The sequence below is a fragment of the Nonomuraea sp. NPDC050691 genome (assembly GCF_040654455.1).
GTDB lineage: Bacteria > Actinomycetota > Actinomycetes > Streptosporangiales > Streptosporangiaceae > Nonomuraea.
Window position 1 is genome coordinate 1 of the sequence record NZ_JBFAIA010000115.1, and the last position, 26,655, is coordinate 26,655.

The window sequence follows — 26,655 nt, forward strand, 5'->3', positions numbered from 1 at the left end:
GAGTCGTACTCGGACAGGCGGGTCTTCTTGACCAGGCCGCTGCGGGTGGCGAGCACGAGGTACGGGGCGACGTTGTAGTCACGCACGCCCTGCCCGGCCCTCACGCCCTGCCCGGCCCTCACGCCCTGCCCGGCCCTCACGCCCTGACTGGCCCTCGCGCCCTGCCCGGTCCTCGGCCTGCTTCCGGCCCCGGGGTGTGCGCTGGGCAGGCCCGCTCGCCGTGGCGCTCCAGTGCGCGGGACGGGTGAGCCCCGGGGGGATGCGCGTGGCCGCGTCGCCGCGGGCCGCGTTGAGCTGGGGCTGCGTGAGGAAGACGCTGCCCGTCAGGTCGGCACCGGACAGGTCGGCCCCTCGCAGGTCGGCCCCGATGAGATCGGCCAGCCTGAGATCCGCTCCCCTGAGGTCGGCCCCGATGAGGTAGGCACCTCGCAGGTCGGCGCCGTACAGGTCGGCGCCCCGCAGGCGGGCCCCGATGAGGTCGGCGCCCCGCCGGTCCTTGCTCCGGTCACGCCTGCCCTGGCCGGTCGCCCGCGCGGGGGCCCGGACGAGCTCGCTCACCCTCAGCAGCAACGGGTTGACCTCGCGCCGCCGCTCGGCCACGTCGAGCCCGGCCAGCTCCTCCGGGCCCAGCCGGGTGAGGGCGTCGATCTCGTCCCTGGCCCGCCGGACCTCGTCGCGCACCGGCGCGGCCCCGGGCAGCGTCAGGGCCTCGGTGAGGTACCACAGCAGCTCGTGCAGGTGCCGGACGACCGGGAACACCGCGAACATCCGCCCGGCCGTGCCCGGCTCGCTCCGCCAGTCGTGCCCGCCGAACGTGACCTGGGAGACCTTCTGGCCCGCGCCGAAACAGTCGTACACCGTGCAGCCAGGGAACCCCTCCTGGCGGAGGTGCCGGTGGATGCCGCACCGGAAATCGTCCTGGAGGTTGTGGCAGGGCCGGCCCGCGTCCTTGTCGACGGCGAAGTCCGCGGACCTGGAGAACGGCAGCGCGACGCAGCACAGGGCGAAGCAGCTCGCGCAGTCGGCCCGCAGATCCCGCAGCTCCAGACCGCTGCCTCGCGCTTCGGAGCCCCCGGGTTCGGAGCCCTGAGCCCCGGCGACCTGCCCCCCGGCGTCTCCCCGGCCCGTGTGCCCGACCGTCATGTCCTGCCTCGCCCCCGATCCGAACTCCCGCGATCCTACCCGCCTGCTGAGCGGCGAGGCGCGGGGACGCCCAGCCGCTCCCGCAGGGCCCGGACGCCGGAGGCCAGGACGGGCGGGAGGGTGATCAGGAGGGTCAGGGCGTCGGCGAGCCGGGTCGCCGCCGCGTCGGCCGTCAGCCAGAGCACCGGCGGGACGAGCACCGCGCCCCGCGCATCCCCAGGCGTGCGGCGACGGGCGCGTACACCTGCAAGGTCTCCAGGCTCTTGGCGCGCTGCTTGGCGGGGGCGACCCAGCGCATCGTGCGCTGGTTGTGCAGCCGGTGAGCCAGCTTGAGCGTCAGCACCCGCGGGTCGGCGCGCTCCCACCCCACGTCCGCGTGCTCCTCCAGCCGGTCCAGATCCCGTGTCAGAGCGATGATCCGACCGCCGAAGTCCCGCTCCAGGTCGGCCGCCGGGCAGGCCGTGTCGGGAAGCACGTCGTGGAGGAGCGCGGCGCACAGCAGCTCGTGGTCCGCGCCGAGGCCGGCGAGGATCGCCGCCACCGCGACGGGGTGGGTGATGTACGGGTCGCCGCTGCGGCGGGTCTGGTCCCGGTGCCAGAACGCGGCGGTCGCGTGGGCCCGCTCGACCATCCGGAGCTGCCCGGCGTCCAACCGGCCGGCCAGAAGGGTCCGTAACCGCTCGAAGGACCCTTCCCGCGGGGGACCGCCGCCGCGCCGGATCGCGAGGGCGCTCACGACGAGCCCCCCGGCGTGCCCAGGGGGCGCGCCCACTCGGGGACGAGCTGGCGGCGGGAGCGGTAGGCCGCGGCGATCGCGTCCCGGGCCTGCTCGGCGCCTCCGGAGGTCAGCAGGTATTGACGCGCTCTTCAGCGTGAACGCCGAAGATTCTGGCCTGTGCCGCTCGAGCGACACTTCCATGGCTTCCTGCTTCACCGACCTGCGCCACCGGAGTGGTCTTACCAAGTCTCCACAGGCTTTCGAATCTTTCGATTCCGTTCCCGCCCGTCCGGCGGTACCTGGCGCGATCAGCGTACCGGACGCCGATCCGCCTCGAGAGGGAATCGCCTACTCATCGCCGTCCGGGACAGGAATGCCTACCCGGTCAGCCGCGGGCGGCCCTGCGCAGGAGGTCGTCCCACAGCTCGTTCACCCGGGCCTCCAGCGTGTCGAGCGTGCCCTCGTTGCCGATCACGATGTGCGCGACCGCGAGCCGCTCCTCACGGGTGGCCTGCGCGGCGATGCGTGCCCGGGCGTCCGTCTCGGCCATGCCGCGGTGCTCGGCCAGGCGGGCGACGCGGGTCTCGTCGGAGGCGTCCACCACGATCACCACGTCGTACATCGGGGCCAGCTTGTTCTCCGCCAGCAGCGGCACGTCGTACACCACGATCGCGTCCTCGGCGGCCTGCCCCTGCAACTCCGCGACCCGCTCCCCCACGAGGGGATGGACGATCGCGTTGAGCGCGGCCAGCCGGTCGGGGTCGGTGAAGACGATGGAGCCCAGCTTCTCCCGGTCCAGCGAGCCGTCGGGCCGCAGCACCTCGTCACCGAACGCCGCCACCACCCGGGCCAGGCCCGGCGTGCCCGGCTCGACGACCTCGCGAGCTATCTTGTCGGCGTCGATCACCACGGCGCCCCGGGCGGCCAGCCGCCGCGCCACCTCGCTCTTGCCCGACCCGATGCCGCCGGTCAGTCCGATCTTCAGCACCCGCAAAGCCTATCGGCCTCCTCACCGCCGTAGATGGACCAGCGTCAGGTGGTCGTCCATGCGCTCGCGGCGGGTCTCCCGGTAGCCGAGGCGGCGGTAGAGCCGCAGGTTGCCCTCGGACAGGTGGCCGGTGAACAGGTCGAACGCCGACGCCTCCGGCACCCGCTCGTGCAGCGCCCGTAACAGGGCCGTGCCCAGCCCCCGCCCCTGCTGGTCGGGCGCCACGACGAGCCGCCCCACCAGGCAGGTGGCGCCGGAGAGCCGGCCGCGTACGGAGCCGACGACCCGTCCCCCGTCGACGGCCTTGAGCACGATGCCGCCGCGGATCGCCTCGCGGACCTGCTCGACGGACTCGACGAGCGGCGGGATGAACGGATCGCCGTAGAGCTGCGCCTCGGTGACGTACGCCGCCCGCTGCACCGTGAGAATCGCGCCCGCGTCGGCCTCCTCGGCCCGCTGGATCTCCACGCGCAGCACCCTAGCGGAGGGTTCCGTGCCGGCGCACGGCTCTGCCCGAACCGGGGTACGTCAGGCGATCAGGGCGAAGAACGCCCGGAGGCTGTCCACCAGGGATCGCGGGGTCGCCATGGCGACCATGTGGCTGGTGCCCTCCGCGCCCGCCCAGTGGACGATGCGGTTGCGGCGCTCGGCGAGCCGGCGGAACAGGTCGGGACCGCCGTGCGAGACGCCCGTCGGGACGCCGGTCTGGTCGATCGGCAGGCCGGCCGCCCCCTCGTAGTACGTCCAGGACGACGAGCCGCCCGTGCCGGTGAACCAGTAGATGCTGGCGTTGGCCAGCAGCAGGTCCCGGTCGATGGGCTCGGCCGGCTCCCCCTTGCCGCCCGGCCACCCGTCGAACTCCTTGAACCGTTCGACCAGGTACGCCAGCTGCGTCACGGGCGAGTCGGCGAAGCCGTGGGCGAGCGTCTGTGGCCGGCTGGCCAGGTAAGGGCCGTAGCCGCTGCCCCCGGCCCACATCTCGCCGATGTGGCCGGCCGCGGCCCGCTCCTCCTCGGTCGCGTCCTCCAGCTCGGCGGGGTCGCCGGTGGGGATGCCGAGCCCGCCGGTGATGTGGGAGCCGATCACATGGTCGCCGTCCAGCGCGGCCAGTCGGGGCGTGACGAGCGCTCCCGCGTCGTTGCCGTGCGCGCCGTAGCGGGTGTAGCCGAGCCTGCTCATCAGCTCCGCCCAGGTGCGGGCGACCCGTTCGATGCTCCAGGGCCGCTCGTCGGCGGGCTCGGGGAACGGCGAGAAGCCGAACCCGGGCAGCGACGGCGCGACCACGTGGAAGGCGACCGAGGGATCGAGCCCGTGGGCGCGGGGGTCGGTGAGCGGGCCGATGATGTCGAGGAACTCGGCGATGGAGTTGGGCCAGCTGTGGGTGAGGATCAGGGGCAACGCGCCCGGCTCGGGTGAGCGTACGTGCGCGAAGTGGACCGTCTGCCCGTCGATCTCGGTGGTGAACTGCGGCCACGCGTTGAGCCGAGCCTCCTGGGCCCGCCAGTCGAAGCCGCCGACCCAGTACGCGGCCAGCTCCCGCAGATGGTCGACCGGGACGCCCCTGCTCCAGCCACCGGGCAGCTGCCTGGCCCAGCGGGTGCGGCGCAGGCGGTCACGCAGGTCGTCGAGGTCGGCCTGGGGGATGTCGATCACGAAGGACTTCATGACCACCACGGTAGAGAGCAACGCGGAAGGATTCGTTCCGCATTCGGCGGCGTCTCGCCCTGAGACCGGCCCGCGTGGATCCCGGCGGAGAGATCAGGGGGCAGGATGCGGCCGAAAAGCGGGAAGCCCCGCACGGATGATCCGTGCGGGGCTTCCCTCAGGACGTGCCTGCGGTGGAGCCGCTACCTCAGCTCTGGCCGCCGGCCAGCTTCTCGCGAAGCGCGGCGAGGGCCTCGTCGGAGGCGAGAGCGCCGCCCGCGGGAGCGGAGGAGCTGCTCGACGACGACGACGGAGCCGCGGACTCACCGGTGTAGGACGAAGGAGCGGCCTCGCCGGCCTCCGCCTCGGCCCGGCGGGCCTCCTCGATCTGCTTCTTGTGGGCCTCGAAGCGAGTCTGGGCCTCGGCGTACTGCCGCTCCCACTCCTCGCGCTGCTTGTCGAAGCCCTCGAGCCACTCCCCGGTCTCCGAGTCGAAGCCCTCGGGGTAGATGTAGTTGCCCTGGTCGTCGTAGGTCGCCGCCATGCCGTACAGCGTGGGGTCGAACTCGACCTCGGTGCCGACACCCTCGTTGGCCTGCTTCAGCGAGAGGCTGATGCGACGGCGGTCGAGGTCGATGTCGATGATCTTGACGAAGATCTCGTCGCCGACCTGGACGACCTGCTCCGGGATCTCCACGTGGCGCTCGGCCAGCTCGGAGATGTGGACCAGGCCCTCGATGCCCTCCTCGACCCGGACGAACGCGCCGAACGGCACCAGCTTGGTGACGCGGCCCGGCACGACCTGGCCGATCTGGTGGGTGCGGGCGAACTGCTGCCACGGGTCTTCCTGAGTGGCCTTGAGCGACAGGGAGACGCGCTCGCGCTCCATGTCGACGTCGAGGACCTCGACCGTGACCTCCTGGCCGACCTCGACAACCTCGGAGGGGTGGTCGATGTGCTTCCAGGACAGCTCGGACACGTGGACCAGACCGTCGACGCCGCCGAGGTCCACGAACGCACCGAAGTTGACGATCGAGGACACGACGCCCTTGCGGACCTGGCCCTTCTGAAGGGTGTTGAGGAACGTCTGGCGAACCTCGGACTGCGTCTGCTCAAGCCAGGCGCGACGCGACAGAACCACGTTGTTGCGGTTCTTGTCGAGCTCGATGATCTTCGCCTCGAGCTCGCGGCCGACGTACGGCTGCAGGTCGCGGACACGCCGCATCTCGACCAGGGACGCCGGGAGGAAGCCACGGAGGCCGATGTCGAGGATGAGACCACCCTTGACGACCTCGATGACGGTGCCGGTGACGATGCCGTCCTCGTCCTTGATCTTCTCGATCGTGCCCCAGGCCCGCTCGTACTGAGCGCGCTTCTTGGACAGGATCAGGCGGCCCTCCTTGTCCTCCTTCTGGAGAACCAGGGCCTCGACGTGCTCGCCGACCTCCACGACGTCAGCGGGATCGACATCGTGCTTGATGGAAAGCTCACGCGAGGGAATGACACCCTCGGTCTTGTAGCCGATATCGAGAAGGACCTCGTCTCGATCGACCTTGACGACGGTGCCCTCGACGATGTCGCCGTCGTTGAAGTACTTGATGGTCTCATCGATCGCGGCGAGGAAGGCTTCCTCGGACCCGATGTCGTTGACCGCTACCTGCGGGGTGCTCGAGGTGGCCTCAGTGCTGGACGTCATGTGTGGAAGTGCTCCGAACGCGGACAGGATGTCGATGTGGCGGACGCGCGGCAGGCCCTCTTCCGCATCAAGCCGAGGAGTTACGACATCGACGTGACCGAGCGCGAGCCCGCTCCGTCTGAGGCGCGCGCGAGCCCACAGCGCAGCGATCAGCATATGAGACGTCGGCCGCGGGGTCAATCCAAGTCACGCACACCACCTGATCGACAAGCATCAGTAGGCGTTGATGCGGCCGCGCCACTTGGCGTCGATATTACCCTGAAGCCGTGACGGGACGGAGATCCGTCCGGGGTCGCCATCCGAGACATAGCGGTCGCCGGGGTGCTTGTCCAGCCACTCCAGCCAGTACTGCGAGCACCATTTGCGACACTCGCCCTTTTTGCCATTGCTCTGGATGCGCTGGATCGCACCGGGCCGGAACTTTTTCGCGTAGGGCGAAAGCGACGGCTCGGCCCCGGCCAGGAAGACACCCGTGAAGTCGTACCCCGTGCCGTCCCACTTGCCCTTCCGGGCCAGCTCACGCGGGTGCGGCGCAACGCCGAAGGGCAGGGCCAGCGTCCGCGGGGTGCCCGCGCCGAGCTTCTCCAGCATCCGCTGGACCTTGACGATCTGCTTCTGGACGGTCTTCTTCGGCACCGCACCGAGGTTGGGGTGCGACCAGGTGTGGTTGGCCACCTCGAACCCGTGGCCGACGAGCCAGCGCACGGCCGCCGCCTGCGACGCCTCGTCGCGCAGCCCGAACGGCTCCCGGTTGACCCAGAACGTGGCCGTGGGCCGGAACGACGGGTAGCGCCGGGCCACGTCGAGGATGACCCCCGCCGCGGTGTCGGGCGTCGGGTTGCCGGAGGCGTCGAGCCGGAAATGGCTCTCGTGACCGTCGTCGAAGGTCAGCACGACCGGGAACTTCCCGGCGGGCACCCGGACGTCGCCCGCGACGAACTCGGCCGCGGTGATCGGCACGTAGCCGCGCTTGGCGAGGCCCTCCAGCTCCTGCCGGAGCTGCTTCGGGGTGCGGTCGATGGAGGCGTAGCGCTTCTTGATGATGCGGTGGTACATCAGCACCGGCACCACGCCGGCCTCGTTCGCCTTCACCTGGCGGGCGAACTCGGGCGTGGCCGCCACCCCGGGCGGCTGCCCCGTGGGAGACACCGAGGGGCCCGGTGAGGGCGTTCCCACGGGCGGGGTGGGGTCGTGGGGCGGTTTCTCGGTCGGCGGCGCCGCCAGGGCGGCCTGAGGCCGCGGAACGGGCTCCCCACTCGAGGGGACCACCGTCAGCCCGACGATGGCCACGGCCATCACCACGACGTTCGCGACGCCGATGAGGGGGCCGACGATCGGGGGGAGGGACGACGCAGACCGCACAGAACTCCCGTGCACTCGGGGGACCTAGCTTTCAGGGTAGTGCAGGGCCACCCGGAGAGCGGCCCTCCGTACGGAGGGCCAACTGCCCGGCTATACCGGAAGAAAACCGCCTCAAGACCGAATAGCGCCCGTCGCGACACACAACCAGACACCTCGCCCTGCGCGTCCGGTCCGCTCGCCCCGTCTCCCGGCCCCGCTCACGCCGCGGGTTCCCGCCCCTCGCCCGCCCTGCCCTCCCGGCCCACTCGCCCTCGAGTTTCCGCCCGCTCGCCACGCCGATCGGGCCCCTCGCCCCACCGGCCCGGCCCCGCTCACCCTGCGTCTGGTCTCACTCTCGGTGCATCGGGCCCGCGAGCCGATCCCCTCGAGCCCCGCCCCGCCGGAGCGCGGGGCTACGGGATGGCGCGTCCCTCCAAGGACGTCATGGGTCGCCCCTGGCCGGGCTGGAGGCCCTTCTGGGGGCGCGGGGTCCCTCTGAAGGCACCCTGCCGGGACGCGAGGCCGGAGAGGGGAAACCCCGGCGAGCGTGGGGGCTACGGGGTCGTGTGTCGCTTCAGGGATGTCAGGGGTGGGCCTCTGGTCGGGGGTGGAGACCCTTCTGGGGGCAAGGGGCCCTCCGAGGGCGCCGTGAGCGACGCGAGGCCGGAGAGGCGAAGCTCTGGGAGGCGAGTCGTGCAGTGGACGGGTCACGCTCACGCCGGACCGGCCGCGCATCAACTCACGCGGCCGGACCGGCGTGGCGCACCGGCGTCAGTGCCCCGCGTCCTCCCAGGTACGGCCGACGCCGACCGAGACCTCCAGCGGCACCCGCAGGTGGTAGGCCGCGTTCATCTGGTCGCACACGAGCTGCCTGAGCGCCTCCAGCTCACCTGGCGCCACCTCGAACACCAGCTCGTCGTGGACCTGCAGCAGCATCCGCGAGGCCAGGCGCTCCTCGGCGAGCGCCTGGCGGACGTGCAGCATGGCGACCTTGATGATGTCGGCCGCCGAGCCCTGGATCGGGGCGTTGAGCGCCATCCGCTCGGCCATCTCGCGGCGCTGGCGGTTGTCGCTGGTCAGGTCGGGCAGGTAGCGGCGGCGGCCCATGATGGTCTCGGTGTAGCCGTCGCTGCGGGCCTGGCGGACGATGTCCTGCAGGAAGTCGCGCACCCCGCCGAACTCCTGGAAGTACTCCTCCTTGAGCGCCCGCGCCTCGGCCACCGGGATGTTGAGCTGACCGGACAGCCCGAAGTCGGACAGGCCGTAGGCCAGGCCGTAGTTCATGGCCTTGATGCGCGCCCGCAGCTCGCCGTCGACCTGCTCCGGCGGCAGGTTGAAGACGCGCGCCGCGGTGGCCTGGTGGAAGTCGTGGCCGGACTCGAAGGCCGCGATCAGCGACTCGTCGCCCGACAGGTGGGCCATGATGCGCAGCTCGATCTGGCTGTAGTCGGCGGTGAGCAGCGTCTCGTAGCCCTCGCCCACCACGAACCCCTGCCGGATGCGGCGGCCCTCGGCGGTGCGGATCGGGATGTTCTGCAGGTTGGGCTTCTCGGACGACAGCCGGCCGGTGGCCGCGATGATCTGGTTGAAGGTGGTGTGGATGCGCCCGTCGTCGGCGACCTCCTTGATCAGGCCCTCGACGGTGGTGCGCAGCTTCTGCTGGTCGCGGTGGCGCAGCATGATGGTCGGCAGCTCGTGCTCGGTCTGGGTGGCGAGCCAGGCGAGCTGGTCGGCGTCGGTGCTGTAGCCGGTCTTGATCTTCTTGGTCTTGGGCAGGTTGAGCCGGACGAAGAGGATCTCCTGCAGCTGCTTGGGCGAGCCGAGGTTGAACTGCTCGCCGACGACCCGGTGGGCCTCCTCGACGGCGTGCTTGACCGCGGCGCCGAACTCGGCCTCCAGGCCCGAGAAGTAGGCGCTGTCGACGGCGATGCCGGCCCGCTCCAGCTCGGCCAGCACGGTCACCAGCGGCAGCTCCACGTCGGCCAGGAGCTGGGTGCCGCCGCGCCCGGCCAGGAAGCCCTCCAGGGCGTCGGCCAGCTCGCGCACCACGTGGGCGCGCAGCGCGAGGTCCTTGGCCGGGGCGTCCTCGTCGTCGCCGAACAGCGCGGCCTGGCCGCCGGGCTCCTCCTCGGCCCGCAGGTCGCGGTTGAGGTAGCGGCGGGCGAGGTCCTCGAGGGTGAAGGTGCGCTGCCCCGGCATCGCGAGGTAGGCGGCCAGCGCGGTGTCGCAGGCCAGCCCGCGCAGGTTGAGGCCCTGCTCCCACAGCGCGAGGATGGGCCCCTTGGCGTCGTGGACGGCCTTGGGCCGGTCGTCGTCCTCCAGCCAGGCGCGCAGCGCGCTCTCGTCGGCCTCGGTCAGCTTGACGGGGTCGATGTGGGCGGCCGTGCCGTCAGGCGAGGCGATCGCGATGGCGTCGACGCGGCCGGTGCCGCTGCCGTAGACGCCGCGGAAGGCGAGCCCGGCGCGGCCCGCGGGCATCGCGGCCAGCCAGCCGGACACCCGGTCGGGGCCGAGGATGACGGTCTCGACCTCGAAGCCCTGGTCGGGCTCGCGCTCGCCGGTGCCGAGCGTCTTGAAGACGCGCTCGCGCAGCTCGCCGCGGATCTGGAGGGTGTCGAAGAGCTTGTTGACCTCCTCGCGCTCCCAGGCGCCCTGCTGGAGGTCGGCCAGGTCGACGTCGAGGGGGACGTCGCGCAGCAGCTCGGTGAGGCGGCGGTTCATGAGCACCTGGGCGACGTGCTCGCGCAGCTTGTCGCCCACCTTGCCCTTGACCTCGTCGACCCGGTCGATCAGCGCGGTGAGCGAGCCGAACTCGCGCACCCACTTGGCCGCGGTCTTCTCCCCCACGCTCGGGATGCTGAGGAGGTTGTCGCTGGGGTCGCCGCGCAGCGCCGCGAAGTCGGGGTACTGGACGGGCGTCAGGCCGTACTTCTCCTCGACCGCCTCCGGCGTGAAGCGCGTCATGTCGCTGATGCCGCGGCGGGTCATGAGCACGGTGACGTGCTCGTCGACGAGCTGGAGCGCGTCGCGGTCGCCGGTGACGACCAGCACGTTCATGCCCTCGGCCGAGGCGCGGGTGGCCAGCGTGGCGATGAGGTCGTCGGCCTCGAACCCGGGCTTGGACAGGTGCGGGACGCGCAGGGTGTCGAGCAGCTCGTAGATGAGCTGCATCTGGCCGCGGAAGTCTTCCGGCGTCTCGCTGCGGTTGGCCTTGTAGGCGGCGTACTCCTCGTGCCGGAACGTGGGCTCGGACCGGTCGAAGGCCACGGCTACGTGCGTGGGCTGCTCGTCGCGCAAAATGTTGGTCAGCATCGAGGTGAACCCGTAGACCGCCTCGGTGTGCTGACCGTCGCTGGTCATCAGGTTGGCGTCCTTGAGCGCGTAGAAGGCGCGGTAGGCCAAGGAGTGCCCGTCGAGCAGCAGCAGGCACGGTCGGCTGGGGGTCACGTCAACTTTCGGCACACCCGCAGCCTAGTCTGCGACTGCGACAGAAAACCTGTGCCCTGAAGACTGGAGGCCACCTCTTGACGCAGACGGACCCCCTCGACGTCGGCATGTTCAACGCCTTTCACGAAGGCACGCTCCCCCAACGCATGGGCATCGAGTTCGTGGAGGCCGGAGCGGAGCGGGTGGTGGCCCGCATGCCGGTGGAGGGGAACACGCAGCCGTACGGGCTGCTGCACGGCGGCGCCTCGGCGGTGCTCGCCGAGACGCTGGGGTCGGTGGGCGCGGCGATCCACGCGGGCGCGGACCGGATCGCGGTGGGCATCGAGCTCAACGCGACCCATCACCGCTCCGCCACCTCCGGTCACGTGACCGGCGTGGCCACGCGGCTGCACGGCGGGCGGACGCTGGCGACGTACCACATCGAGATCACCGACGACCAGGGAAGACTCGTCTGCACGTCGCGTTTGACCTGCATCTTGCGTGATCGTTGAGCGCCACGCGCTGACGTCTCCCTTTGCACAGCGGCCCCGTGGGTCGCTACCGTTGTCATCGAGCAGAGCCCGCAGGGGCGACCGAGTAGATAACGTGTGAGGCCGGGGAAGCCCCGCACGGTCCCAAAGGTCGCCCCTCGGGCTCGTTCTCGTTACGGGTCACGCCCCCTGTGCCGCGTGGCGCGCGGGGCCGACCGTCACCGGCCTGTCACAGCGGCGCCATCGGCGTTAGCATTGATTCACCACTTGACCTGCTGTGTTGTTTGCTCACACCTGCGACACGCACATGTCACTAATTGGTGACGGACGATAGTAAGGCACACCTTCCCGCAATAAGCTCCCGCAACAGCATCCAGGTGTGCCTGGGATGCGAGCGTGTCGAGATGGAGGGGCACCCACACCCCGCCTTGACCTAATAGAGGGAGCACCATTGCGCAGAGCCGTGATCGCGTTCACGGCCTTTCTGAGTGGTCTCGTCCTCCTGCTCACCGCCCCGGCCCAAGCGGCCACGGCGGAGCAGGGGCTCCGAGGGACACTCACACTTCAAGGCCAGCCAGTGAACGGCGTGAAAATCGTCGTGACCACCGAGAGCGGACAACCCGTCGCGGAGGTCACCAGTAACGCGCAAGGTACGTGGCAGGTGCCGGTCGACAAGCCCGGCAGGTACAAGGTCACGCTGGACGTCGCCACGCTGCCCAAGAACGCGGTGCTGCGGGGCGGGAACAACGTCCGGACGCCGACGGTGTACGAGGGCAACATGTCCAGCGTGCTGTTCGCCCTGCAGCCCAAGGGGGCGCCGGGGCAGCCCGCGGAGGAAGAAGGCGGGCAGAGCAGCTTCTGGACCCAGGCGGCGCAGCTCGCCTTCGAGGGCCTCAACCTGGGCCTCATCATCGCCCTCGCGGCGCTCGGTCTGTCGCTCATCTACGGCACGACCGGCCTGACCAACTTCGCCCACGGCGAGCTGGTCACGCTCGGCGCCATCCTGGCCTACGCCTTCAACGTCGGCGTCGGCCTGCACCTCATCCCCGCCGCGGTGATCGCGGTGATCGCCGCGGGCGGCCTCGGCTACGCGCAGGACCGGTTCTTCTGGGGACAGCTGCGCAAGCGGGGCACCGGCACCATCGCCATGATGATCATCTCGATCGGTGTGGCGCTCTTCCTGCGGTACGTGTTCCTCATCTTCTTCGGCGGCCAGAACGAGGCGTTCGCCCAGTACACCGCCCAGCCCGGCATCGAGATCGGCCCCATCTCGGCGGCGCCCAAGAACTTCGTCGCCATGGGCATCGAGCTGCTCGTCCTCGTCGTGGTCGGCGTCGCGCTGCTGCGCACCCGCACCGGCAAGGCGGCCCGCGCCGTCGCCGACAACCCGGCGCTGGCCTCGTCGTCCGGCATCAACGTCGACCGGGTCATCCGCATCATCTGGACCACGGGCGGCGCCATCGCCGCGCTGGCCGGCATCATGCTCGGCCTGTCGCAGAACCTGAAGTACACGATGGGCCAGGACATCCTGCTGCTCATCTTCGCCGGCGTCACGCTCGGCGGCCTCGGCACCGCGTTCGGCGCCCTCGTCGGCTCCCTCATCGTCGGCCTGTTCATCCAGCTGTCCACCCTCTGGGTGCCGCCGGAGCTCAAGTCTGTCGGCGCACTTGCCGTGCTCATCATCGTGCTCCTCTTCCGGCCGCAGGGCATCCTGGGCCGCCGAGAGCGGATCGGCTGACGGGGGGAACCATGGACTGGGTAACGATCATCTCCACCACCGTCAAGGCCGCCGTCGGCGTCGAGACGGTGCTCTACGCGCTCGCCGCCATCGGCATCAACGTCCACTTCGGCTACACGGGCCTGCTGAACTTCGGTCAGGCGGCGTTCATGGCCGTGGCCGGCTACGGCCTCGCGGTCACCGTCACCGTGCTCGGCCTGCCGTTCTGGGTCGGCATCGGCGTCGGCCTGCTGGCGGCGGTCCTGCTGGCGGTCATCCTCGGCATCCCGACGCTGCGCCTGCGCGCCGACTACCTGGCCATCGTCACGATCGCCGCGGCCGAGATCATCCGGCTCATCTTCCGGTCGGTGGCCTTCAAGAACGTCTTCGGCGGCTCCGACGGCCAGCGCGGCTTCTCCGAGGGCTTCTACGCGCTCAACCCGTTCCCGGAGGGTGACTACGGCTTCGGCTGGTTCACCTTCAACCACCGGGTCACCTGGGTGCTGTTCGTGGGCTGGGTCCTCATCGCCCTGTCGTGCCTCATCGTGTACCTGCTGATGAAGAGCCCGTGGGGCCGGGTGCTCAAGGCCATCCGCGAGGACGAGGACGCGGTGCGCGCCCTCGGCAAGAACGTCTTCTCGTACAAGATGCAGTCGCTCATCCTCGGCGGCGTCATCGGCGCGCTCGGCGGTTTCATCTACGGCCTGGCGTTCGCATCGGTCCAGCCGGACATCTTCGGCACCGAGACCACCTTCTTCGCGTACACGATCGTCATCCTCGGCGGCGCGGCCCGGGTCCTCGGCCCCGTCGTCGGCTCGATGATCTTCTGGGTGCTGCTGGTCCTGGTGAACGGCGTCCTGAGCGGCGCGGTCGAGGCGGGCTATCTGCCCTTCATGGCCCCCACCCAGGTGGGCCCGGTGCGCTTCCTCCTGGTCGGCATCGGACTCATCCTCTTGCTCGTCTACCGGCCACAGGGCATCTTCGGTGACAAGAGGGAGATTGCAATCGATGCACGCTGAAAGCACCAACACCGTGACGGCGACGACCGAGCGCAAGGCCGCGGCCCTGGCCGCGTTCAAGGACCTCGGCCGCGACCCCGGCGTGCCCAAGCCCGACCCGATCCTCGTGGTGGACAAGGTGGTGCGCCGCTTCGGCGGCCTGACCGCCGTCGAGGTGGAGCACGTCGAGATCCAGCGCGGCTCCATCACCGCGCTGATCGGCCCGAACGGCGCCGGCAAGACGACCTTCTTCAACCAGCTCACCGGCTTCGACACCGCCGACTCCGGCGAGTGGACGTTCAACGGCCGCTCCATGAACGGCGTGCCCGCCCACAAGGTGGCCCGCGCCGGCATGGTCCGCACCTTCCAGCTGACCAAGGCGCTGTCGCGGCTGACCGTCATGGAGAACATGCGCCTGGGCGCCCAGCAGCAGAAGGGCGAGAGCTTCTTCCGGGCGCTCGTGCCGAACCTGTGGCGCGGCCAGGAGGACGAGATCACCGAGCGGGCCGAGGACCTGCTCACCAGGTTCAAGCTCGCCGCCAAGCGCGACGACTTCGCAGGATCCCTGTCGGGCGGCCAGCGCAAGCTGCTGGAGATGGCCCGCGCGCTCATGGTCCAGCCCGAGCTGGTCATGCTCGACGAGCCCATGGCCGGCGTCAACCCCGCCCTGACCCAGTCGCTGCTCGGCCACGTGAAGGACCTGCGCGAGCAGGGCATGACCGTGCTGTTCGTCGAGCATGACATGGACATGGTGCGTGACATCAGCGACTGGGTCATCGTCATGGCCCAGGGCGCGGTGATCGCCGAGGGGCCCCCGGACACCATCATGTCCGACGCCCGCGTCATCGACGCCTACCTGGGCGCCCACCATGACGCGCCGCTGTCGGACACGGAGCTGCAGGAGCAGCTCCACGAGGCGGAGGCGGAGCTCGACGCAGAGATCGAGGAGGAGACTCAGAAGTGAACACCGTCCCCGAGTCCTCGAAGGCCGAGCAGCCCGCTCAGGAGGGCGCCAAGGCCCCCGAGACCACCGCCACGACGACCGCGACCGCCGACGCGCCCGCGACGTCCCAGCAGGCCGTCACGGACCGCAGCGCGCACCTTCAGGGCGCGGAGAGCGCCGTGCTGCGCTGCGACGAGCTGATCGCCGGCTACCTGCCCGGCGTCAACATCCTCAACGGCTCCGACCTGTACGTCGGCGAGGGTGAGCTGATCGGCATCATCGGCCCCAACGGCGCCGGCAAGTCGACGCTGCTCAAGGCCATGTTCGGGCTCGTCACCATCCGCAGCGGCACGGTGAAGCTCAAGGGTGAGGACATCACCAACATGAAGGCGCACCAGCTGGTCTCGCGCGGCGTGGGCTACGTCCCGCAGACCAACAACGTCTTCCCGAGCCTCACCATCGAGGAGAACCTCGAGATGGGCGCCTTCCAGGTGCCCGGCAAGTTCAAGGAGCGCTTCGAGTTCGTCGCCGAGCTGTTCCCCGCCCTCAAGGAGCGGCGCAAGCAGCGCGCCGGCTCCCTGTCGGGCGGCGAGCGGCAGATGGTGGCCATGGCCCGGGCGCTCATGACCGAGCCGTCGGTGCTGCTGCTCGACGAGCCGTCGGCCGGTCTGTCGCCCAAGCTGCAGGACCTGGTGTTCATCCAGGCCCAGCAGATCAACAAGGCCGGCGTCACGGTCATCATGGTCGAGCAGAACGCCCGGCGCTGCCTGCAGATCTGTCACCGCGGCTACGTCCTCGACCAGGGCCGCAACGCCTACACCGGCACCGGCAAGCAGCTCGCCAACGACCCCAAGGTGATCGAGCTGTACCTCGGCACGCTGGCCAAGGCGTAACGCCCGTCGCATTCGCGACATAACGGTTCTCGCACAACGGCGGAGGGGCTCCCCACGGGAGCTCCTCCGCCGTTTTCAATGACGGGTGTGAGACGAATCGTGGCGACCGCGCTGCTCGTGCCGCTCCTGTCGATCCTCGCCGCCTGCCAGCACACGCCCGCCGCCTCGGCCGGCAGGTACAGCACGGGCGGGGACCCCGCCGACGACCCGTGCGCCCGGGTCGTCTCCGCCATCGGGTACGCCGACCTCCTGCTGAAGCCCAGAGGCCAGGAGGACGGGCAGTACTTCGAGGACGCGGTCCTGGGCCGCCTGGCCGAGGCCCGGGGCATCACGCTCCAGTACGGCCCCGCCCTGCCCGACTCCCTGGCGCCCGCCGTGAAGGAGGTCGAGGCCGCGACGGCGGGGCTGTCGCGCGCGGACGTGCCCCGCGCCCGGCAGGTGGAGCTGCTGAAGAAGTACCGTGCCGCGACCGACCGGATCAAGGCCGGCTGCGCCTGAGCCGCCCGCGCGGGGCCCTGGACAGCGAAGGGGCCCGGTCCGTGCGGACCGGGCCCCTTCCGAGGCTCACGCGAGCACGTCAGCCGGCGATGTTGCCGGTGCGGTACTCGAGCGCCTTGGTGGCGTACCTGTTGTTGTCGCCGTACTGGTAGATGCCGATCGTGGCGACGGCCGGGTCACCGGCGTCGTTGAACTCGACCGGGCCGCTGACGCCCTCGTAGTCGATGTCCTTGCCGGCCTTCAGCAGCTCGGCGCACGACTTGAAGTCGTTGCACTTCTCGCCGCCCTTGCTGACCTCGGGCAGCTTCTTGGCGATGTCGGTGCCGGCGTCGCTCTTGGCGGCCTCGGCGGCCAGCGCGAGCAGGTTGGTCGCGTCGTACGACTCGGGGCCGTAGCTGAAGTCCTGCAGCTTCGGGTTGGTCGCCAGGAGCTTCTTCTGGAAGTCCTCCGGAGCCGCGGCGCCGGGGATCGTGCCCTTCACACCGGTGAGGGTGCCCTTGGGCATCTTCACGTAGTTGGTGTTGGAGGTGTTGCCGTCGACCATGTACCACTTGTGCTTGCTGGCCGGCATGCCCTGCTTGACCAGCTCCTGCACGACCTTCGAGGTCTCCTCGAAGCCGATGAGCACGATGCCCTTCGGGTTCTTGGCCTTGAGCTTCGCCACGTCGGCGGAGAAGTCGGCCGCCTTCGGGTCGTAGTCGACCCGCTCGACGACCTGGCCACCGGAGTCGGTGACGGTCTTCGAGACCTGGTCGGCCAGGCCGGTGCCGTACGAGTCCTGCATCGCGAGGATGCCGACCGTGTCGTTGCCGTCGGCCACCACGAGGTCACCCAGCACGCGGCCCTGCAGCTTGTCCGGCGGGGACGTGCGGAAGTAGAGGCCCTTGTCCTCGATCGTGGTGAACTTGTCGGAGGTGTTGGCGGGCGAGAACTGAATCGCGCCCGCACCCGTGATCTTGTCGATCACCGACTCCGACACCGAGGACGAGGCCGCGCCGATGATGGCGTCGGCCTTCTGCGCCAGCAGCTTGTCCACGGACTGCGAGGCGATGTTGGTGGTCGTGTCACCCGAGTCGGTGTCGTACTTGACCACGGGCTTGCCGAGCACGCCGCCTGCCTCGTTGATCTCCTTGAGCGCAGCGTCTACGCCCGCGATCTCAGGCGGGCCGAGAAAGGCCAGCGAGCCCGTCTGCGGCAGTAGCGTGCCAAGCGTGAGCGTGCCGTCACCCTTAGCCGCGGGGGCCGCGGAAGACGGCGCCGCCGCCGACTCGGACGGCTGAGTGGCGGTGTCGCTGCCACCACCGCAAGCCGTAAGAGCGAGGCTGGCGGCAGCGGCGACTGCCAGCGCCCGCCCCACGGGAGCAATGCGGACCATGAAGTGTCTCCTTCATCTCCAGGCCGGGATCGGTCAGCACCGCCGACGTTCCCGATCGAATGACGGAAACGTACAAAACCGCCATGGGCTGGAACCAGATGCCGCCGTGAACTGTCGGCACTTGGATGCGGAGTCGTAACCAGTCCTCAACTTACGAGAGCCGCTCAAGGTTGCCTAATGTGCGTGCCGTGAAGCGCATTAGGGTCGCCCTGGTCATGGTGGTTATGCTGTCGGGTTGCGGTGGTCCCGGCAGACCGGCCGAACCCTCGTCACGTCCACCCTACGGCGTCTCCGTCTCACTGGCCCAATGGCGCTCCGACGAACCCGCGCACGCCCTCGAGGTCGCTGTCCGCAATGCCACGGACACGCCCGTGTATTTCGCGGACGTCCAGCTGATCACGCCGTCATTCAAAGTCTTGCCACCGGAAAGCAAAGACTCCACCATCCGGCGCACCGAGCGCACGGACCTCCGCATTCCCTACGGCGAGGCGAACTGCTCGCCCCAGGGGCTGCCCGAGGTCCGGCCCGCCACGGTCGCGGCCCGGGTCCGCGTCGGCTCCGAGCCGCTGCGCAGGGTCGTCTTCCCGGTGCCGCACCCGGACCCGCTGCTGGCCAGGCTGCTGCGCGAGGAGTGCTCGGCGTTCCTCGTCAAGCAGGCGGCCGACATCGCCTTCGGCCCGGACTGGAAGCGGGACGGCGACCTGATGCGGGGCACCCTCGTGCTGACCAGGCGCGGCGCGGGCCGGGTGGCGGTCGGCTCCGTGGACGGCACGACGCACTACATCGTGACGCCCGCCCGCAAGGCCGGGCCGCTGGTGGTGCTGGAGGCGGGGGCAGCGCGGGCCGAGGTGCCGATCGCGCTGTCGCCCGGCCGCTGCGACCCGCACGCGTTCGCCGAGGCCAAGAAGGCGTTCCTGTTCCCCGTACGGGCCTCGGTGGACGGCGGCGAGGAGCGCGTGGTCATCGTGCAGCCGCCGGCCGACCGGCAGAAGGAGCTGATCGACTACGCGCTGGAGGTGTGCGGCCTGAAGGAGTGAGCCGCCCCGGGCCGCCTCCAGGAGCCCTCAGGCGCCCTCGGGCGCCCTCAGGCGCGCGGCGCGGCGTCGTCGATGACGATCTGCGCGACCTCGCGCATGCTCAGCCGGCGGTCCATGGAGGCCTTCTGGATCCACCGGAACGCCTGCGGCTCGCTCCACCCGTGGGCCGCCATGAGCAGCCCCTTCGCGCGCTCGACCAGCTTGCGGGTCTCCAGCCGCTCGGAGAGGCTGGAGACCTCCTCGCTCAGGGCCACCATCTCCTCGTGCCGGCTGACGGCCATCTCGATGGCGGGCACGAGGTCGGCCTTGGTGAACGGCTTGACGAGGTAGGCCATGGCCCCTGCGTCCCGGGCCCGCTCCACCAGGTCGCGCTGGGAGAAGGCGGTGAGGATGAGGCACGGCGCGATCCGGTCGGCCACGATCCGCTCGGCGGCGGAGATGCCGTCGAGGACGGGCATCTTGACGTCGAGGATCACGAGGTCGGGCTTGTGCTCGGCGGCCAGCCTGATGGCCTGCTCACCGTCACCGGCCTCGCCGACGACGACGTAGCCGTCTTCCTCGAGCATCTCCTTGAGATCGAGGCGGATCAGCGCCTCGTCTTCCGCGATCACCACTCGCCGCTGCGTACTCACGAGCAGAAGAGTACAGATGTCCGCTAGATTAGAGCCACGTCGGTGCTGGCCGGCCGCCGAGTTGGGCTACGCTTTGGCCGTGCGAGACTGATGATCCGGACTTGTCCGGATTTTTGCCTCGGTATCCCAATTGGCAGAGGAAGCGGATTCAAAACCCGCGCAGTGTGGGTTCGAGTCCCACCCGAGGCACTGACGAACCGCTCGGCGCAGCCGCCGGGCGGTTTGGTCGTCTTCGGGGGCCCGGGGCGTCCGTGCACCGACAGCATGGCGCCGGTCGCCGCGAGCAAGGCCGCGGCCGGAGTCGGCATTACCCCAAATCTTCGTAAAACCTCCTTGAGACGTCCCGATATGGGGCCTATGCGGCATGTGTGACATGCGTAGGGAATGTCGCCGGCGGTGATGTATCCCGGCAGGAGGTGGGACGATGGCGCTGAGCGAGCCCGAGCGGCAGGCGTTCCTGGCCGGGGCGCACATCGCGGCGCTCTCGGTGGAGGCCGGGACGGACCGGGCGCCGCTGGTCGTGCCCGTCTGGTACGCCTACAGCCCCGGCGGCGAGGTGAGCCTGCTCACCGGCGGCGACTCGCGCAAGGCCCGGCTGATCGGCAAGGCGGGCCGCTTCTCGCTGCTGGTCCAGCGCGCCAGCCCGACCTACCGGTACGTGTCGGTCGAGGGTCCCGTCGTCGGGTCGAGTCCCACCACGCCGGAGGATCTCACCCTGATCGCGGCCCGGCACCTGGCGGCCGAGGCGCTGCCCGGCTACGTGGGCGGCTCGGACACGCGGGCGCTGGTGACGTTCCGGATGCGGCCCGAGCACTGGCTCTCCGCCGACCTCGGTTGCGTGTGACGGTATTTTGAGCCCGTGACTGCTATCGACCCCACCGTGACCGGCGCGTACGGCATCGGCCTGGCCACCGTCGCCGCCGACGGCACCGTTCTCGACACCTGGTTCCCGGCGCCCGAGCTGGGCGAGCCGCCCGTGGCCGGCACCGAGCGGCTCGACGCCGCCGAGGCCGGCGACCTCGCCTCCCTCGTCGGGCCCGACCCGCTGCGGGGCGTGGAGGTGGTGGCGGTGCGCACCGGCATCGCCAAGCTCTCCGAGCCGCCCGCGGACGCCCATGACGCCTACCTCAGGCTGCACCTGCTGTCGGCCCGCCTGGTCAGGCCGCACGGGCTGAACCTCGACGGGCTGTTCGGCGTGCTGGCGAACGTGGCGTGGACCAACCACGGGCCGTGCGCGGTCGAGGGCTTCGAGCAGACGCGGCTGCGGCTGCGGGCGAGGGGCCCGGTCACGGTGTACGGGGTGGACAAGTTCCCGCGGATGGTCGACTACGTGCTCCCGCCGGGCGTCCGCGTCGCCGACGCCGACCGGGTGCGGCTGGGCGCGCACCTGGCCGCGGGCACGACGGTGATGCACGAGGGCTTCGTGAACTTCAACGCCGGCACGCTGGGCGCCTCGATGGTGGAGGGCCGCATCTCGGCCGGCGTGGTCGTGGGCGACGGCTCGGACGTGGGCGGCGGCGCGTCGATCATGGGCACGCTGTCGGGCGGCGGCAAGGAGGTCATCTCCGTCGGCGAGCGCTGCCTGCTGGGCGCCAACGCCGGGGTGGGCATCTCGCTGGGCGACGACTGCGTGGTGGAGGCCGGCCTGTACGTGACGGCCGGCACCAAGGTGGGGCTGCCCGACGGGCGCGTGGTCAAGGCCAGGGAGCTGTCCGGGAGCGACGGCCTGCTGCTGCGCAGGAACTCGCGGACGGGCGCGGTGGAGGCGGTGCCGCGTACGGGCCAGGGCATCGAGCTGAACGCGGCCCTGCACCAGAACTAGACGTTCGCGGACGGCCGGGCCCGGATGACGGCCCGGCCGTCCGCTTTCCCGTCCCTGCGCGCGGGCAGCGGCCCGCACAGGCAGGCGACGGCCCCCCCTCAGGGAATCCGGAGACCGGCCAGGTCCATCCGCCCGGCCCGCGTGCCCGCCGGCGCGTCCCCTGCGTCCTCTGCGTCCCTCAGGTCCTCGTACCAGCGGACGCGCCCGCCGGCCGGAGGTTCGTCCGGCAGGCGGGCCCTGCCGGCGCGCAGCGGGGCACGGAGGGTCGTCCTCACCCCCGGCGCGCCGGGGCGGGCCGGGGTGGAGTGCGCCGCGTGGCGGCTAGCTGGCGTGGGAGACCGCGGAGCCGATGGTGTGGACGCGCAGGGCGTTGGTCGAGCCGGGCGTGCCGGGAGGCGACCCGGCGACGATGACGACCTTGTCGCCCTTCTCCAGCCGGCCGAGCGACAGCAGCGACGCCTCGACCTGCCGCACCATGTCGTCGGTGTGGTGGACGAACGGCACGTGGAAGGTCTCCACGCCCCACGTCAGCGAGAGCTGGCCGCGCACGTGCGGCGCCGAGGTGAAGGCGAGCAGCGGGATCGGCGAGCGGTAGCGGGCCAGGCGCCGGGCCGTCTCACCCGACATGGTGAACGCGATCAGGGCCTTGGCCCCGACGATGGCGCCGACCTCGGCCGCGGCCCGGGCGATGGCGCCGCCCGTGGTCTCGGGCATGCGCTCCAGGGTGTGGGTGGCGTGCAGCGAGTGCTTCTCGGCGGCGCAGGCGATGCGGTCCATGGTGGACACGGCCTCGATGGGATAGCTGCCGACCGAGGTCTCGCCGGAGAGCATGACCGCGTCGGCGCCGTCCATGACCGCGTAGGCGACGTCGGACGCCTCGGCGCGGGTGGGGCGCGGCGCGCTCATCATCGAGTCGAGCATCTGGGTGGCGACGATGACCGGGCGGGCCTTCTCGCGGCACAGCTCGATGATGCGCCGCTGCACGATCGGCACCTGCTCCAGCGGCAGCTCCACGCCGAGGTCGCCGCGGGCGACCATGATGCCGTCGAACGCCTCGACGATCTCGGGCAGGCGGTCGACCGCCTGCGGCTTCTCGATCTTGGCGAGCAGGGGCAGGCGGACGGCCTCCTGCTCCATGATGTTGCGCACCACGTCGGCGTCGGAGGGACGGCGGACGAACGACAGGGCGATCATGTCGAAGCCCGTGCGCAGCGCCCAGCGCAGGTCGGTCTCGTCCTTGTCGGTGAGCGCGGGCGCGCTGACGTTGACGCCCGGCAGGTTGAGGCCCTTGTTGTCGGAGATCATGCCGCCGATGACCACACGGGTGATCACCCGGTCGCCGTCGACGCGGGTGACCTCCAGCACGAGGCGGCCGTCGTCGACGAGGATCGTGTCACCGGGGCGCACGTCGCCCGGCAGCCCCTTGTACGTCGTGGAGACCTGGTCGCGGTCGCCCGGCACGTCCTCGGTGGTGATGGTGAAGACGTCGCCGAAGCCGAGGCGGACCGGGCCCTCCTCGAACTTGCCGACGCGGATCTTGGGACCCTGCAGGTCGGCGAGCACGCCTACGCCGCGGCCGAGGTCGGCCGCCACCTCCCTGACCCGGTCGTAGTTCTCCCGGTGCACCTCGTGGGTGCCGTGGCTGAGGTTGAACCGGGCCACGTCCATGCCGGCGGAGATCAGCTCGCGCAGGCGTTCAGGGGACGATGTGGCGGGGCCTAGAGTGCAGACGATTTTCGCGCGACGAGTCACGAGTCCTACCTTAATTGGTACAGACCACTTGGCAGTCACGGACGACGGAGAAGGTACCCGCCGTAGCTCACCGCGATCACGGCCGCAAGGGCCACGCGGACCACGCCGGTGCACTGCTCCGGGTAGATGACTCCCTCGATGTAGTGGTCGATGAAGCCGCTGGGAGGCAGAGCCGGCAGGCCGGCCCCGCGGCGGCCCCAGTCTTCCAGGACCGTCAGCGGGCATTCGACACCCGCGACGACGGACAGCAGTGCCCAGCATACGACGGCCACGTGGGCCCACGTCGTCCGCCTCCACCGCCAGGCCAGGAACCCGCCCACGACGAGGTAGGCGAGGAAGGCGAAGTGCACCACCATCGCCAGGTCCGCGACCAGGCGGTACATCACCTCTTCACGGTAGCCGCCTTCAGCGCGTTGACGATGCCGTGGCCGTAGAAGCCGTTGTCGGACTTGCCGCCCTCGCAGGTCTGCGTCTCGCTCTCGCCGTACACCTTGTAGACGTACGCGCGGGGCCTGGGACAGGCCTTGTGCCGGGCGGTGCCGTAGAGCAGCCGCTCCGTCTCGGCGGGGGCGAGCTGGAGGCCGCCCTTGCCGGGCTTGCCGAAGCGGCTGACGAGCAGGGCCGCGACGCCGGTGGCGTGGGGCGCGGCCATGGAGGTGCCCTCCAGGTACTGGTAGTACGAGCACGCGCCCTTGGAGCAGTCGCGGACGACCTCGGAGGACTTGGGCTTGCCCGAGCCGTCGAGCTTGCCGGCGGTGCGCAGCACCGACTCGGGGGCGGCGGCGAGGATGCCGCGGGTGGCCGAGGTGCCCTTGCCGTCGAGCGTGTCGCCGCCGGGCGCCGCCAGGTCGGTCTGCTCGGTCCCGTAGTCGCTGTAGATGGCCTTGCGGCCGGACGGGCCGACGGAGGAGACGGAGATGACGCCCCTGGACTCGGCGGGCACGTTGATGCAGGAGTTGCCGACCTTGCGGATCTTCTCCTCGCCGCGCGGGTAGCCGGGGCTGTCCTTGTCGAGCTTGGGCTTGCCGAGGTCGGTCGCGCCGTTGCCGAGGGCGGAGACGAGCGTGACGCCCCTCTTGCGGGCGTAGTCCAGGGCCCGCTGCATGCCGGTGATGATGGCGCGCTGCTCGAGCTGCTGCTTCTTGCTGTCGGCCTTGTTGTGGGCGCAGTTGAACAGCCACGGGTCCACGTAGTAGCTCATGTTGACGACGTCCACGCCGATGTCCCCGGCATAGGTGAGCGCGTCGAGGCTGGCCTTGAGGAAGAAGTACCCGGAGTCCTGGCCGGCCCGGATGTTGACCAGGCGGACGCCGGGGGCGACGCCGGCGATTCCGATGCCGTTGATCGGCGAGCCGATGGTGCTGGCGACGTGGGTGCCGTGGCCGTCGTCGTCGCGGTCGGCGGGGTCCTTGCAGCCGCTGACCTCGCAGGGGCCGTCGAGGGTGTCGCCGTTCTCGTCCTTGGGCCGGTCGGTGACGAAGTTGCGGCTGAGGGCGCGGTCGAAGTTCGGGGCGATGTCGGGGTGGGTGCCGTCGACGCCGGTGTCGATGATGCCGACGAGCACCTTGCCGCTGCCGTTGGTCTTGGCGTGCGCCTTGTCGGCGCCGATCATCCGCATGTCCCACTGGCGGGAGGCCAGCGGCTCGCCGGAGGCATCGCCGGTCGCGATCGACGGCCCGTCGGGGAAGGCCCGCGGGGTGACGCGGCTCGCCCCGCCCGCGTGGGTGACAGGGCCGGTGAGGGCGGAGGAGAAGCCGCGCCAGGAGGCGCCGGTGGACGAGGCGTAGCCGATCGCCCGGTCGGTGGACACGCCGACGACGGCCGGGTCGTCGCCCACCGCGTCGACGAAGGCGTCTCCCCCGCCCTCGGCGATGAGGTAGCCGAGCCTGGTGTCGCCGCCGACGGCCTTGCCGCCCGCGCGTTCCACGGCGGAGCCGGCGTCCCCCTTGCGCCCGCCCGCGTAGAAGACCAGGTAGGAGGCCATCGGTGCGGCGGCGGGCGCGCTGACGGGCGCACAGGCGGCGAGCGCGGCCGCCGTGGTGAACACCGTGAGGCCAGCGACAAGTCCCCGCATACTTCCCCCATTCGCCCGCTTGCGCAGATTTTGCATCCTTCCGGGACACGGCGCAGGATGCAACTCATGCTCCGCCTTATGCGCCGACTGGGGCAGACGGGGTGAAGCGCACCGGCATCGACTCGTACCCGGAGATGAAGTTGGCCGGACGGCTCGCCGGCTCCCCCGAGCCGACCGGCTCCATGTCGGGCATCCGCCGCAGCAGCCGCTCGACCATGGTCCGGACCTCCAGCCGGGCCAGGCTGTTGCCCAGGCAGAAGTGGCTGCCGAAGCCGAAGGCGATGTGGTCGTTCGGGGTGCGGGCCACGTCGAAGCGGTACGGGTCGGCGAACACCGCCTCGTCGCGGTTGGCCGACGGGTAGAGCAGCAGCACCTGGTCGCCCGCGCGCAGGCGCTGGCCGCCCAGCTCGGTGTCCGCGACGACGGTGCGGTTCATGTTCTTGATCGGCGAGACCCAGCGCAGCATCTCCTCGACCGCCGCCGGGACGCGGGACGGGTCGTCGGCCAGGGCGCGGCGCTGGCCGGGGTGGAGGAGGAGCTGGTACACGCCTCCGGACAGGACGTGGCGGGTGGTCTCGTCGCCGCCGATGAGGATGAGCAGGCACTCGTAGAGCAGCGAGTCGAGGCCGAGGCGCTCGCCGTCCACCTCCGCGTGCACGAGGGTGCTGATGAGGTCGTCGCGGGGGCAGGCGCGCCGGTCGCCGATCACCCGGGTCGCGTACGCCTCGTACTGCTCGAACGCCTCGCCGGCCCGGACGAGCAGCTCACTGTCGGACTGCCCGACCAGGCCGCGCAGCATGTCGTCGGACCAGCGCATCAGCGCGTCGCGGTCCTCGGGGGCCACACCGAGGGCGTCGCCGATGACGATCAGCGGGAGCGGCGCGGCGACGTCCCAGACGAAGTCGCACTCCCCGCGCTCGCACACCCGGTCGAGGATCTGGTCGCACAGCCGCCCGATCCGCTCGGCCTGGGCCGCCACGCGGCGCGGCGTGAAGCCCCGGCTGACGAGCCGGCGGCGCAGGAGGTGCGCCGGATCGTCCATGTCGATCATCATGGGCAGGGGGCCGGAGTCCGGCCGGATGCCCTGCGCGCTGGAGAAGGCGCGCGGGTTCAGGGAGACCTGGCGGACGTCGCGGTAGGACGCGACGCCCCACACCCGTCCGTCCCAGTAGACCGGGGCGTTCTCCCGCATCCAGCGGAGCTCCTCGTGCGGGTCGCGGCCCCAGAAGGCGCCGCTGGTGAGGTCGATGGCGTCGTTGACGGGATGCTCGATGGCGTGGCTGACCGGATGATCCGTCACCGCTCGTCCTCTCGCCGGTGGCCCTGCGCCTCACCACTCAAGCAACCAAGCGGTAGGTTGACAAGGGGCGCCGGCCCGGCGAGGGGCGCGCACGTGGAGCTGCGCCGGTCGGTGGACGTGCCGATCGCGGTCGGCGAGAACGTCTACACCGTCTACGGCTTCCGCGA

The 26,655-nt window shown here is 70.8% G+C and carries 23 protein-coding genes, 1 tRNA gene and 1 pseudogene; 10 read left to right on the plus strand and 15 right to left on the minus strand.

Annotation, left to right across the window (positions count from 1 at the left end):
- Positions 1 to 228: 228 nt before the first annotated feature.
- The 9 genes and pseudogenes from AB0H81_RS30670 to polA all read right to left on the minus strand — a co-directional run.
- Positions 229 to 1,047 (minus strand): annotated as a pseudogene (locus tag AB0H81_RS30670) (pentapeptide repeat-containing protein); the annotation flags it as partial.
- A gap of 131 nt (positions 1,048 to 1,178) precedes the next feature.
- A complete protein-coding gene (locus AB0H81_RS30675) occupies positions 1,179 to 1,328 on the minus strand; it encodes a hypothetical protein (protein ID WP_358381511.1) in 150 nt (49 codons plus the stop codon).
- Entirely contained in the window at positions 1,316 to 1,879 is a 564-nt protein-coding gene (locus AB0H81_RS30680; RefSeq protein WP_358381513.1) for an HD domain-containing protein, read from the minus strand. The genes AB0H81_RS30675 and AB0H81_RS30680 overlap by 13 nt, the downstream gene beginning before the upstream one ends.
- A gap of 367 nt (positions 1,880 to 2,246) precedes the next feature.
- Complete coding sequence (coaE, locus tag AB0H81_RS30685; RefSeq protein WP_358381515.1) at positions 2,247 to 2,849, minus strand: dephospho-CoA kinase; 603 nt, start codon at positions 2,847 to 2,849, stop codon at positions 2,247 to 2,249.
- Between the two features lie 21 nt (positions 2,850 to 2,870).
- Positions 2,871 to 3,317, minus strand: coding sequence for a GNAT family N-acetyltransferase (locus tag AB0H81_RS30690; protein WP_358381517.1), 447 nt, complete (start codon positions 3,315 to 3,317; stop codon positions 2,871 to 2,873).
- Positions 3,318 to 3,377: 60 nt separating this feature from the next.
- On the minus strand, positions 3,378 to 4,514 hold the full coding sequence (locus AB0H81_RS30695; protein ID WP_358381519.1) for an epoxide hydrolase family protein: 1,137 nt from the start codon (positions 4,512 to 4,514) through the stop codon (positions 3,378 to 3,380).
- Between the two features lie 187 nt (positions 4,515 to 4,701).
- The gene (gene rpsA / locus AB0H81_RS30700; protein WP_358381521.1) at positions 4,702 to 6,189 is read right to left on the minus strand and encodes a 30S ribosomal protein S1; all 1,488 of its coding nucleotides are present in this window, start codon (positions 6,187 to 6,189) and stop codon (positions 4,702 to 4,704) included.
- A 213-nt stretch (positions 6,190 to 6,402) separates the two neighbouring features.
- Entirely contained in the window at positions 6,403 to 7,551 is a 1,149-nt protein-coding gene (locus AB0H81_RS30705; protein WP_358381523.1) for a polysaccharide deacetylase family protein, read from the minus strand.
- 750 nt (positions 7,552 to 8,301) lie between these two features.
- Positions 8,302 to 10,992 (minus strand): DNA polymerase I, encoded by a 2,691-nt coding sequence (polA, locus tag AB0H81_RS30710; protein ID WP_358381526.1) that lies wholly within the window; start codon positions 10,990 to 10,992, stop codon positions 8,302 to 8,304.
- Between the two features lie 92 nt (positions 10,993 to 11,084).
- Here polA and AB0H81_RS30715 point away from each other — a divergent pair, with 92 nt between their 5' ends.
- The 6 genes from AB0H81_RS30715 to AB0H81_RS30740 all read left to right on the plus strand — a co-directional run bounded on the left by AB0H81_RS30715 (position 11,085) and on the right by AB0H81_RS30740 (position 16,496).
- Positions 11,085 to 11,468: a hotdog fold thioesterase gene (locus AB0H81_RS30715; RefSeq protein ID WP_358381554.1), complete on the plus strand. Its 384-nt coding sequence runs from the start codon at positions 11,085 to 11,087 to the stop codon at positions 11,466 to 11,468.
- Positions 11,469 to 12,033: 565 nt separating this feature from the next.
- The gene (locus AB0H81_RS30720; protein WP_358381528.1) at positions 12,034 to 13,185 is read left to right on the plus strand and encodes a branched-chain amino acid ABC transporter permease; all 1,152 of its coding nucleotides are present in this window, start codon (positions 12,034 to 12,036) and stop codon (positions 13,183 to 13,185) included.
- A gap of 11 nt (positions 13,186 to 13,196) precedes the next feature.
- Positions 13,197 to 14,183, plus strand: a complete 987-nt coding sequence (locus AB0H81_RS30725) for a branched-chain amino acid ABC transporter permease (protein WP_358381530.1) — start codon at positions 13,197 to 13,199, stop codon at positions 14,181 to 14,183.
- On the plus strand, positions 14,173 to 15,126 hold the full coding sequence (locus tag AB0H81_RS30730; RefSeq protein WP_358381532.1) for an ABC transporter ATP-binding protein: 954 nt from the start codon (positions 14,173 to 14,175) through the stop codon (positions 15,124 to 15,126). Before AB0H81_RS30725 ends, AB0H81_RS30730 begins: the two co-directional genes overlap by 11 nt.
- Positions 15,123 to 15,998: an ABC transporter ATP-binding protein gene (locus AB0H81_RS30735; RefSeq protein ID WP_358381534.1), complete on the plus strand. Its 876-nt coding sequence runs from the start codon at positions 15,123 to 15,125 to the stop codon at positions 15,996 to 15,998. Before AB0H81_RS30730 ends, AB0H81_RS30735 begins: the two co-directional genes overlap by 4 nt.
- Positions 15,999 to 16,085: 87 nt before the next feature.
- Positions 16,086 to 16,496 carry a hypothetical protein gene (locus AB0H81_RS30740; RefSeq protein ID WP_358381536.1) on the plus strand — a complete coding sequence of 137 codons (411 nt, stop codon included), beginning with the start codon at positions 16,086 to 16,088 and terminating at the stop codon, positions 16,494 to 16,496.
- 79 nt (positions 16,497 to 16,575) lie between these two features.
- Here AB0H81_RS30740 and AB0H81_RS30745 read toward each other — a convergent pair whose 3' ends face one another.
- Positions 16,576 to 17,871 carry an ABC transporter substrate-binding protein gene (locus tag AB0H81_RS30745; RefSeq protein WP_358381538.1) on the minus strand — a complete coding sequence of 432 codons (1,296 nt, stop codon included), beginning with the start codon at positions 17,869 to 17,871 and terminating at the stop codon, positions 16,576 to 16,578.
- A gap of 416 nt (positions 17,872 to 18,287) precedes the next feature.
- Between AB0H81_RS30745 and AB0H81_RS30750 the strand changes: the two genes are divergently transcribed.
- A complete protein-coding gene (locus tag AB0H81_RS30750) occupies positions 18,288 to 18,908 on the plus strand; it encodes a hypothetical protein (protein ID WP_358381540.1) in 621 nt (206 codons plus the stop codon).
- 47 nt (positions 18,909 to 18,955) lie between these two features.
- Here the strand turns inward: AB0H81_RS30750 and AB0H81_RS30755 are convergent, their stop codons facing one another.
- Positions 18,956 to 19,540 carry a response regulator gene (locus tag AB0H81_RS30755; RefSeq protein WP_358381542.1) on the minus strand — a complete coding sequence of 195 codons (585 nt, stop codon included), beginning with the start codon at positions 19,538 to 19,540 and terminating at the stop codon, positions 18,956 to 18,958.
- Positions 19,541 to 19,655: 115 nt separating this feature from the next.
- Between AB0H81_RS30755 and AB0H81_RS30760 the strand changes: the two genes are divergently transcribed.
- The 3 genes from AB0H81_RS30760 to dapD all read left to right on the plus strand — a co-directional run bounded on the left by AB0H81_RS30760 (position 19,656) and on the right by dapD (position 21,362).
- Positions 19,656 to 19,729, plus strand: a tRNA-Leu gene (locus AB0H81_RS30760).
- A 235-nt stretch (positions 19,730 to 19,964) separates the two neighbouring features.
- Complete coding sequence (locus tag AB0H81_RS30765; protein WP_358381544.1) at positions 19,965 to 20,384, plus strand: pyridoxamine 5'-phosphate oxidase family protein; 420 nt, start codon at positions 19,965 to 19,967, stop codon at positions 20,382 to 20,384.
- A gap of 15 nt (positions 20,385 to 20,399) precedes the next feature.
- Positions 20,400 to 21,362, plus strand: coding sequence for a 2,3,4,5-tetrahydropyridine-2,6-dicarboxylate N-succinyltransferase (gene dapD / locus AB0H81_RS30770; RefSeq protein ID WP_358381546.1), 963 nt, complete (start codon positions 20,400 to 20,402; stop codon positions 21,360 to 21,362).
- A 321-nt stretch (positions 21,363 to 21,683) separates the two neighbouring features.
- On the opposite strand, the gene pyk is transcribed toward dapD, so the two are convergent.
- The 4 genes from pyk to AB0H81_RS30790 all read right to left on the minus strand — a co-directional run bounded on the left by pyk (position 21,684) and on the right by AB0H81_RS30790 (position 26,488).
- Positions 21,684 to 23,114 carry a pyruvate kinase gene (gene pyk, locus AB0H81_RS30775; RefSeq protein WP_358381548.1) on the minus strand — a complete coding sequence of 477 codons (1,431 nt, stop codon included), beginning with the start codon at positions 23,112 to 23,114 and terminating at the stop codon, positions 21,684 to 21,686.
- A gap of 35 nt (positions 23,115 to 23,149) precedes the next feature.
- A complete protein-coding gene (locus AB0H81_RS30780; protein ID WP_358381556.1) occupies positions 23,150 to 23,497 on the minus strand; it encodes a DUF2784 domain-containing protein in 348 nt (115 codons plus the stop codon).
- A complete protein-coding gene (locus tag AB0H81_RS30785; protein ID WP_358381550.1) occupies positions 23,497 to 25,188 on the minus strand; it encodes a S8 family serine peptidase in 1,692 nt (563 codons plus the stop codon). Before AB0H81_RS30785 ends, AB0H81_RS30780 begins: the two co-directional genes overlap by 1 nt.
- 76 nt (positions 25,189 to 25,264) lie before the next feature.
- Positions 25,265 to 26,488, minus strand: coding sequence for a cytochrome P450 (locus tag AB0H81_RS30790; protein WP_358381552.1), 1,224 nt, complete (start codon positions 26,486 to 26,488; stop codon positions 25,265 to 25,267).
- Positions 26,489 to 26,655: the final 167 nt, after the last annotated feature.

Bases quoted from the DNA above. Each gene is read 5' to 3' on its own strand.
- AB0H81_RS30695 (WP_358381519.1), bottom strand. From the start codon at position 4,514: ATGAAGTCCTTCGTGATCGACATCCCCCAGGCCGACCTCGACGACCTG.
- rpsA (WP_358381521.1), bottom strand. From the start codon at position 6,189: ATGACGTCCAGCACTGAGGCCACCTCGAGCACCCCGCAGGTAGCGGTC.
- AB0H81_RS30715 (WP_358381554.1), top strand. From the start codon at position 11,085: ATGTTCAACGCCTTTCACGAAGGCACGCTCCCCCAACGCATGGGCATC.
- AB0H81_RS30725 (WP_358381530.1), top strand. From the start codon at position 13,197: ATGGACTGGGTAACGATCATCTCCACCACCGTCAAGGCCGCCGTCGGC.
- AB0H81_RS30730 (WP_358381532.1), top strand. From the start codon at position 14,173: ATGCACGCTGAAAGCACCAACACCGTGACGGCGACGACCGAGCGCAAG.
- AB0H81_RS30745 (WP_358381538.1), bottom strand. From the start codon at position 17,871: ATGGTCCGCATTGCTCCCGTGGGGCGGGCGCTGGCAGTCGCCGCTGCC.
- AB0H81_RS30765 (WP_358381544.1), top strand. From the start codon at position 19,965: ATGGCGCTGAGCGAGCCCGAGCGGCAGGCGTTCCTGGCCGGGGCGCAC.
- AB0H81_RS30780 (WP_358381556.1), bottom strand. From the start codon at position 23,497: ATGTACCGCCTGGTCGCGGACCTGGCGATGGTGGTGCACTTCGCCTTC.
- AB0H81_RS30785 (WP_358381550.1), bottom strand. From the start codon at position 25,188: ATGCGGGGACTTGTCGCTGGCCTCACGGTGTTCACCACGGCGGCCGCG.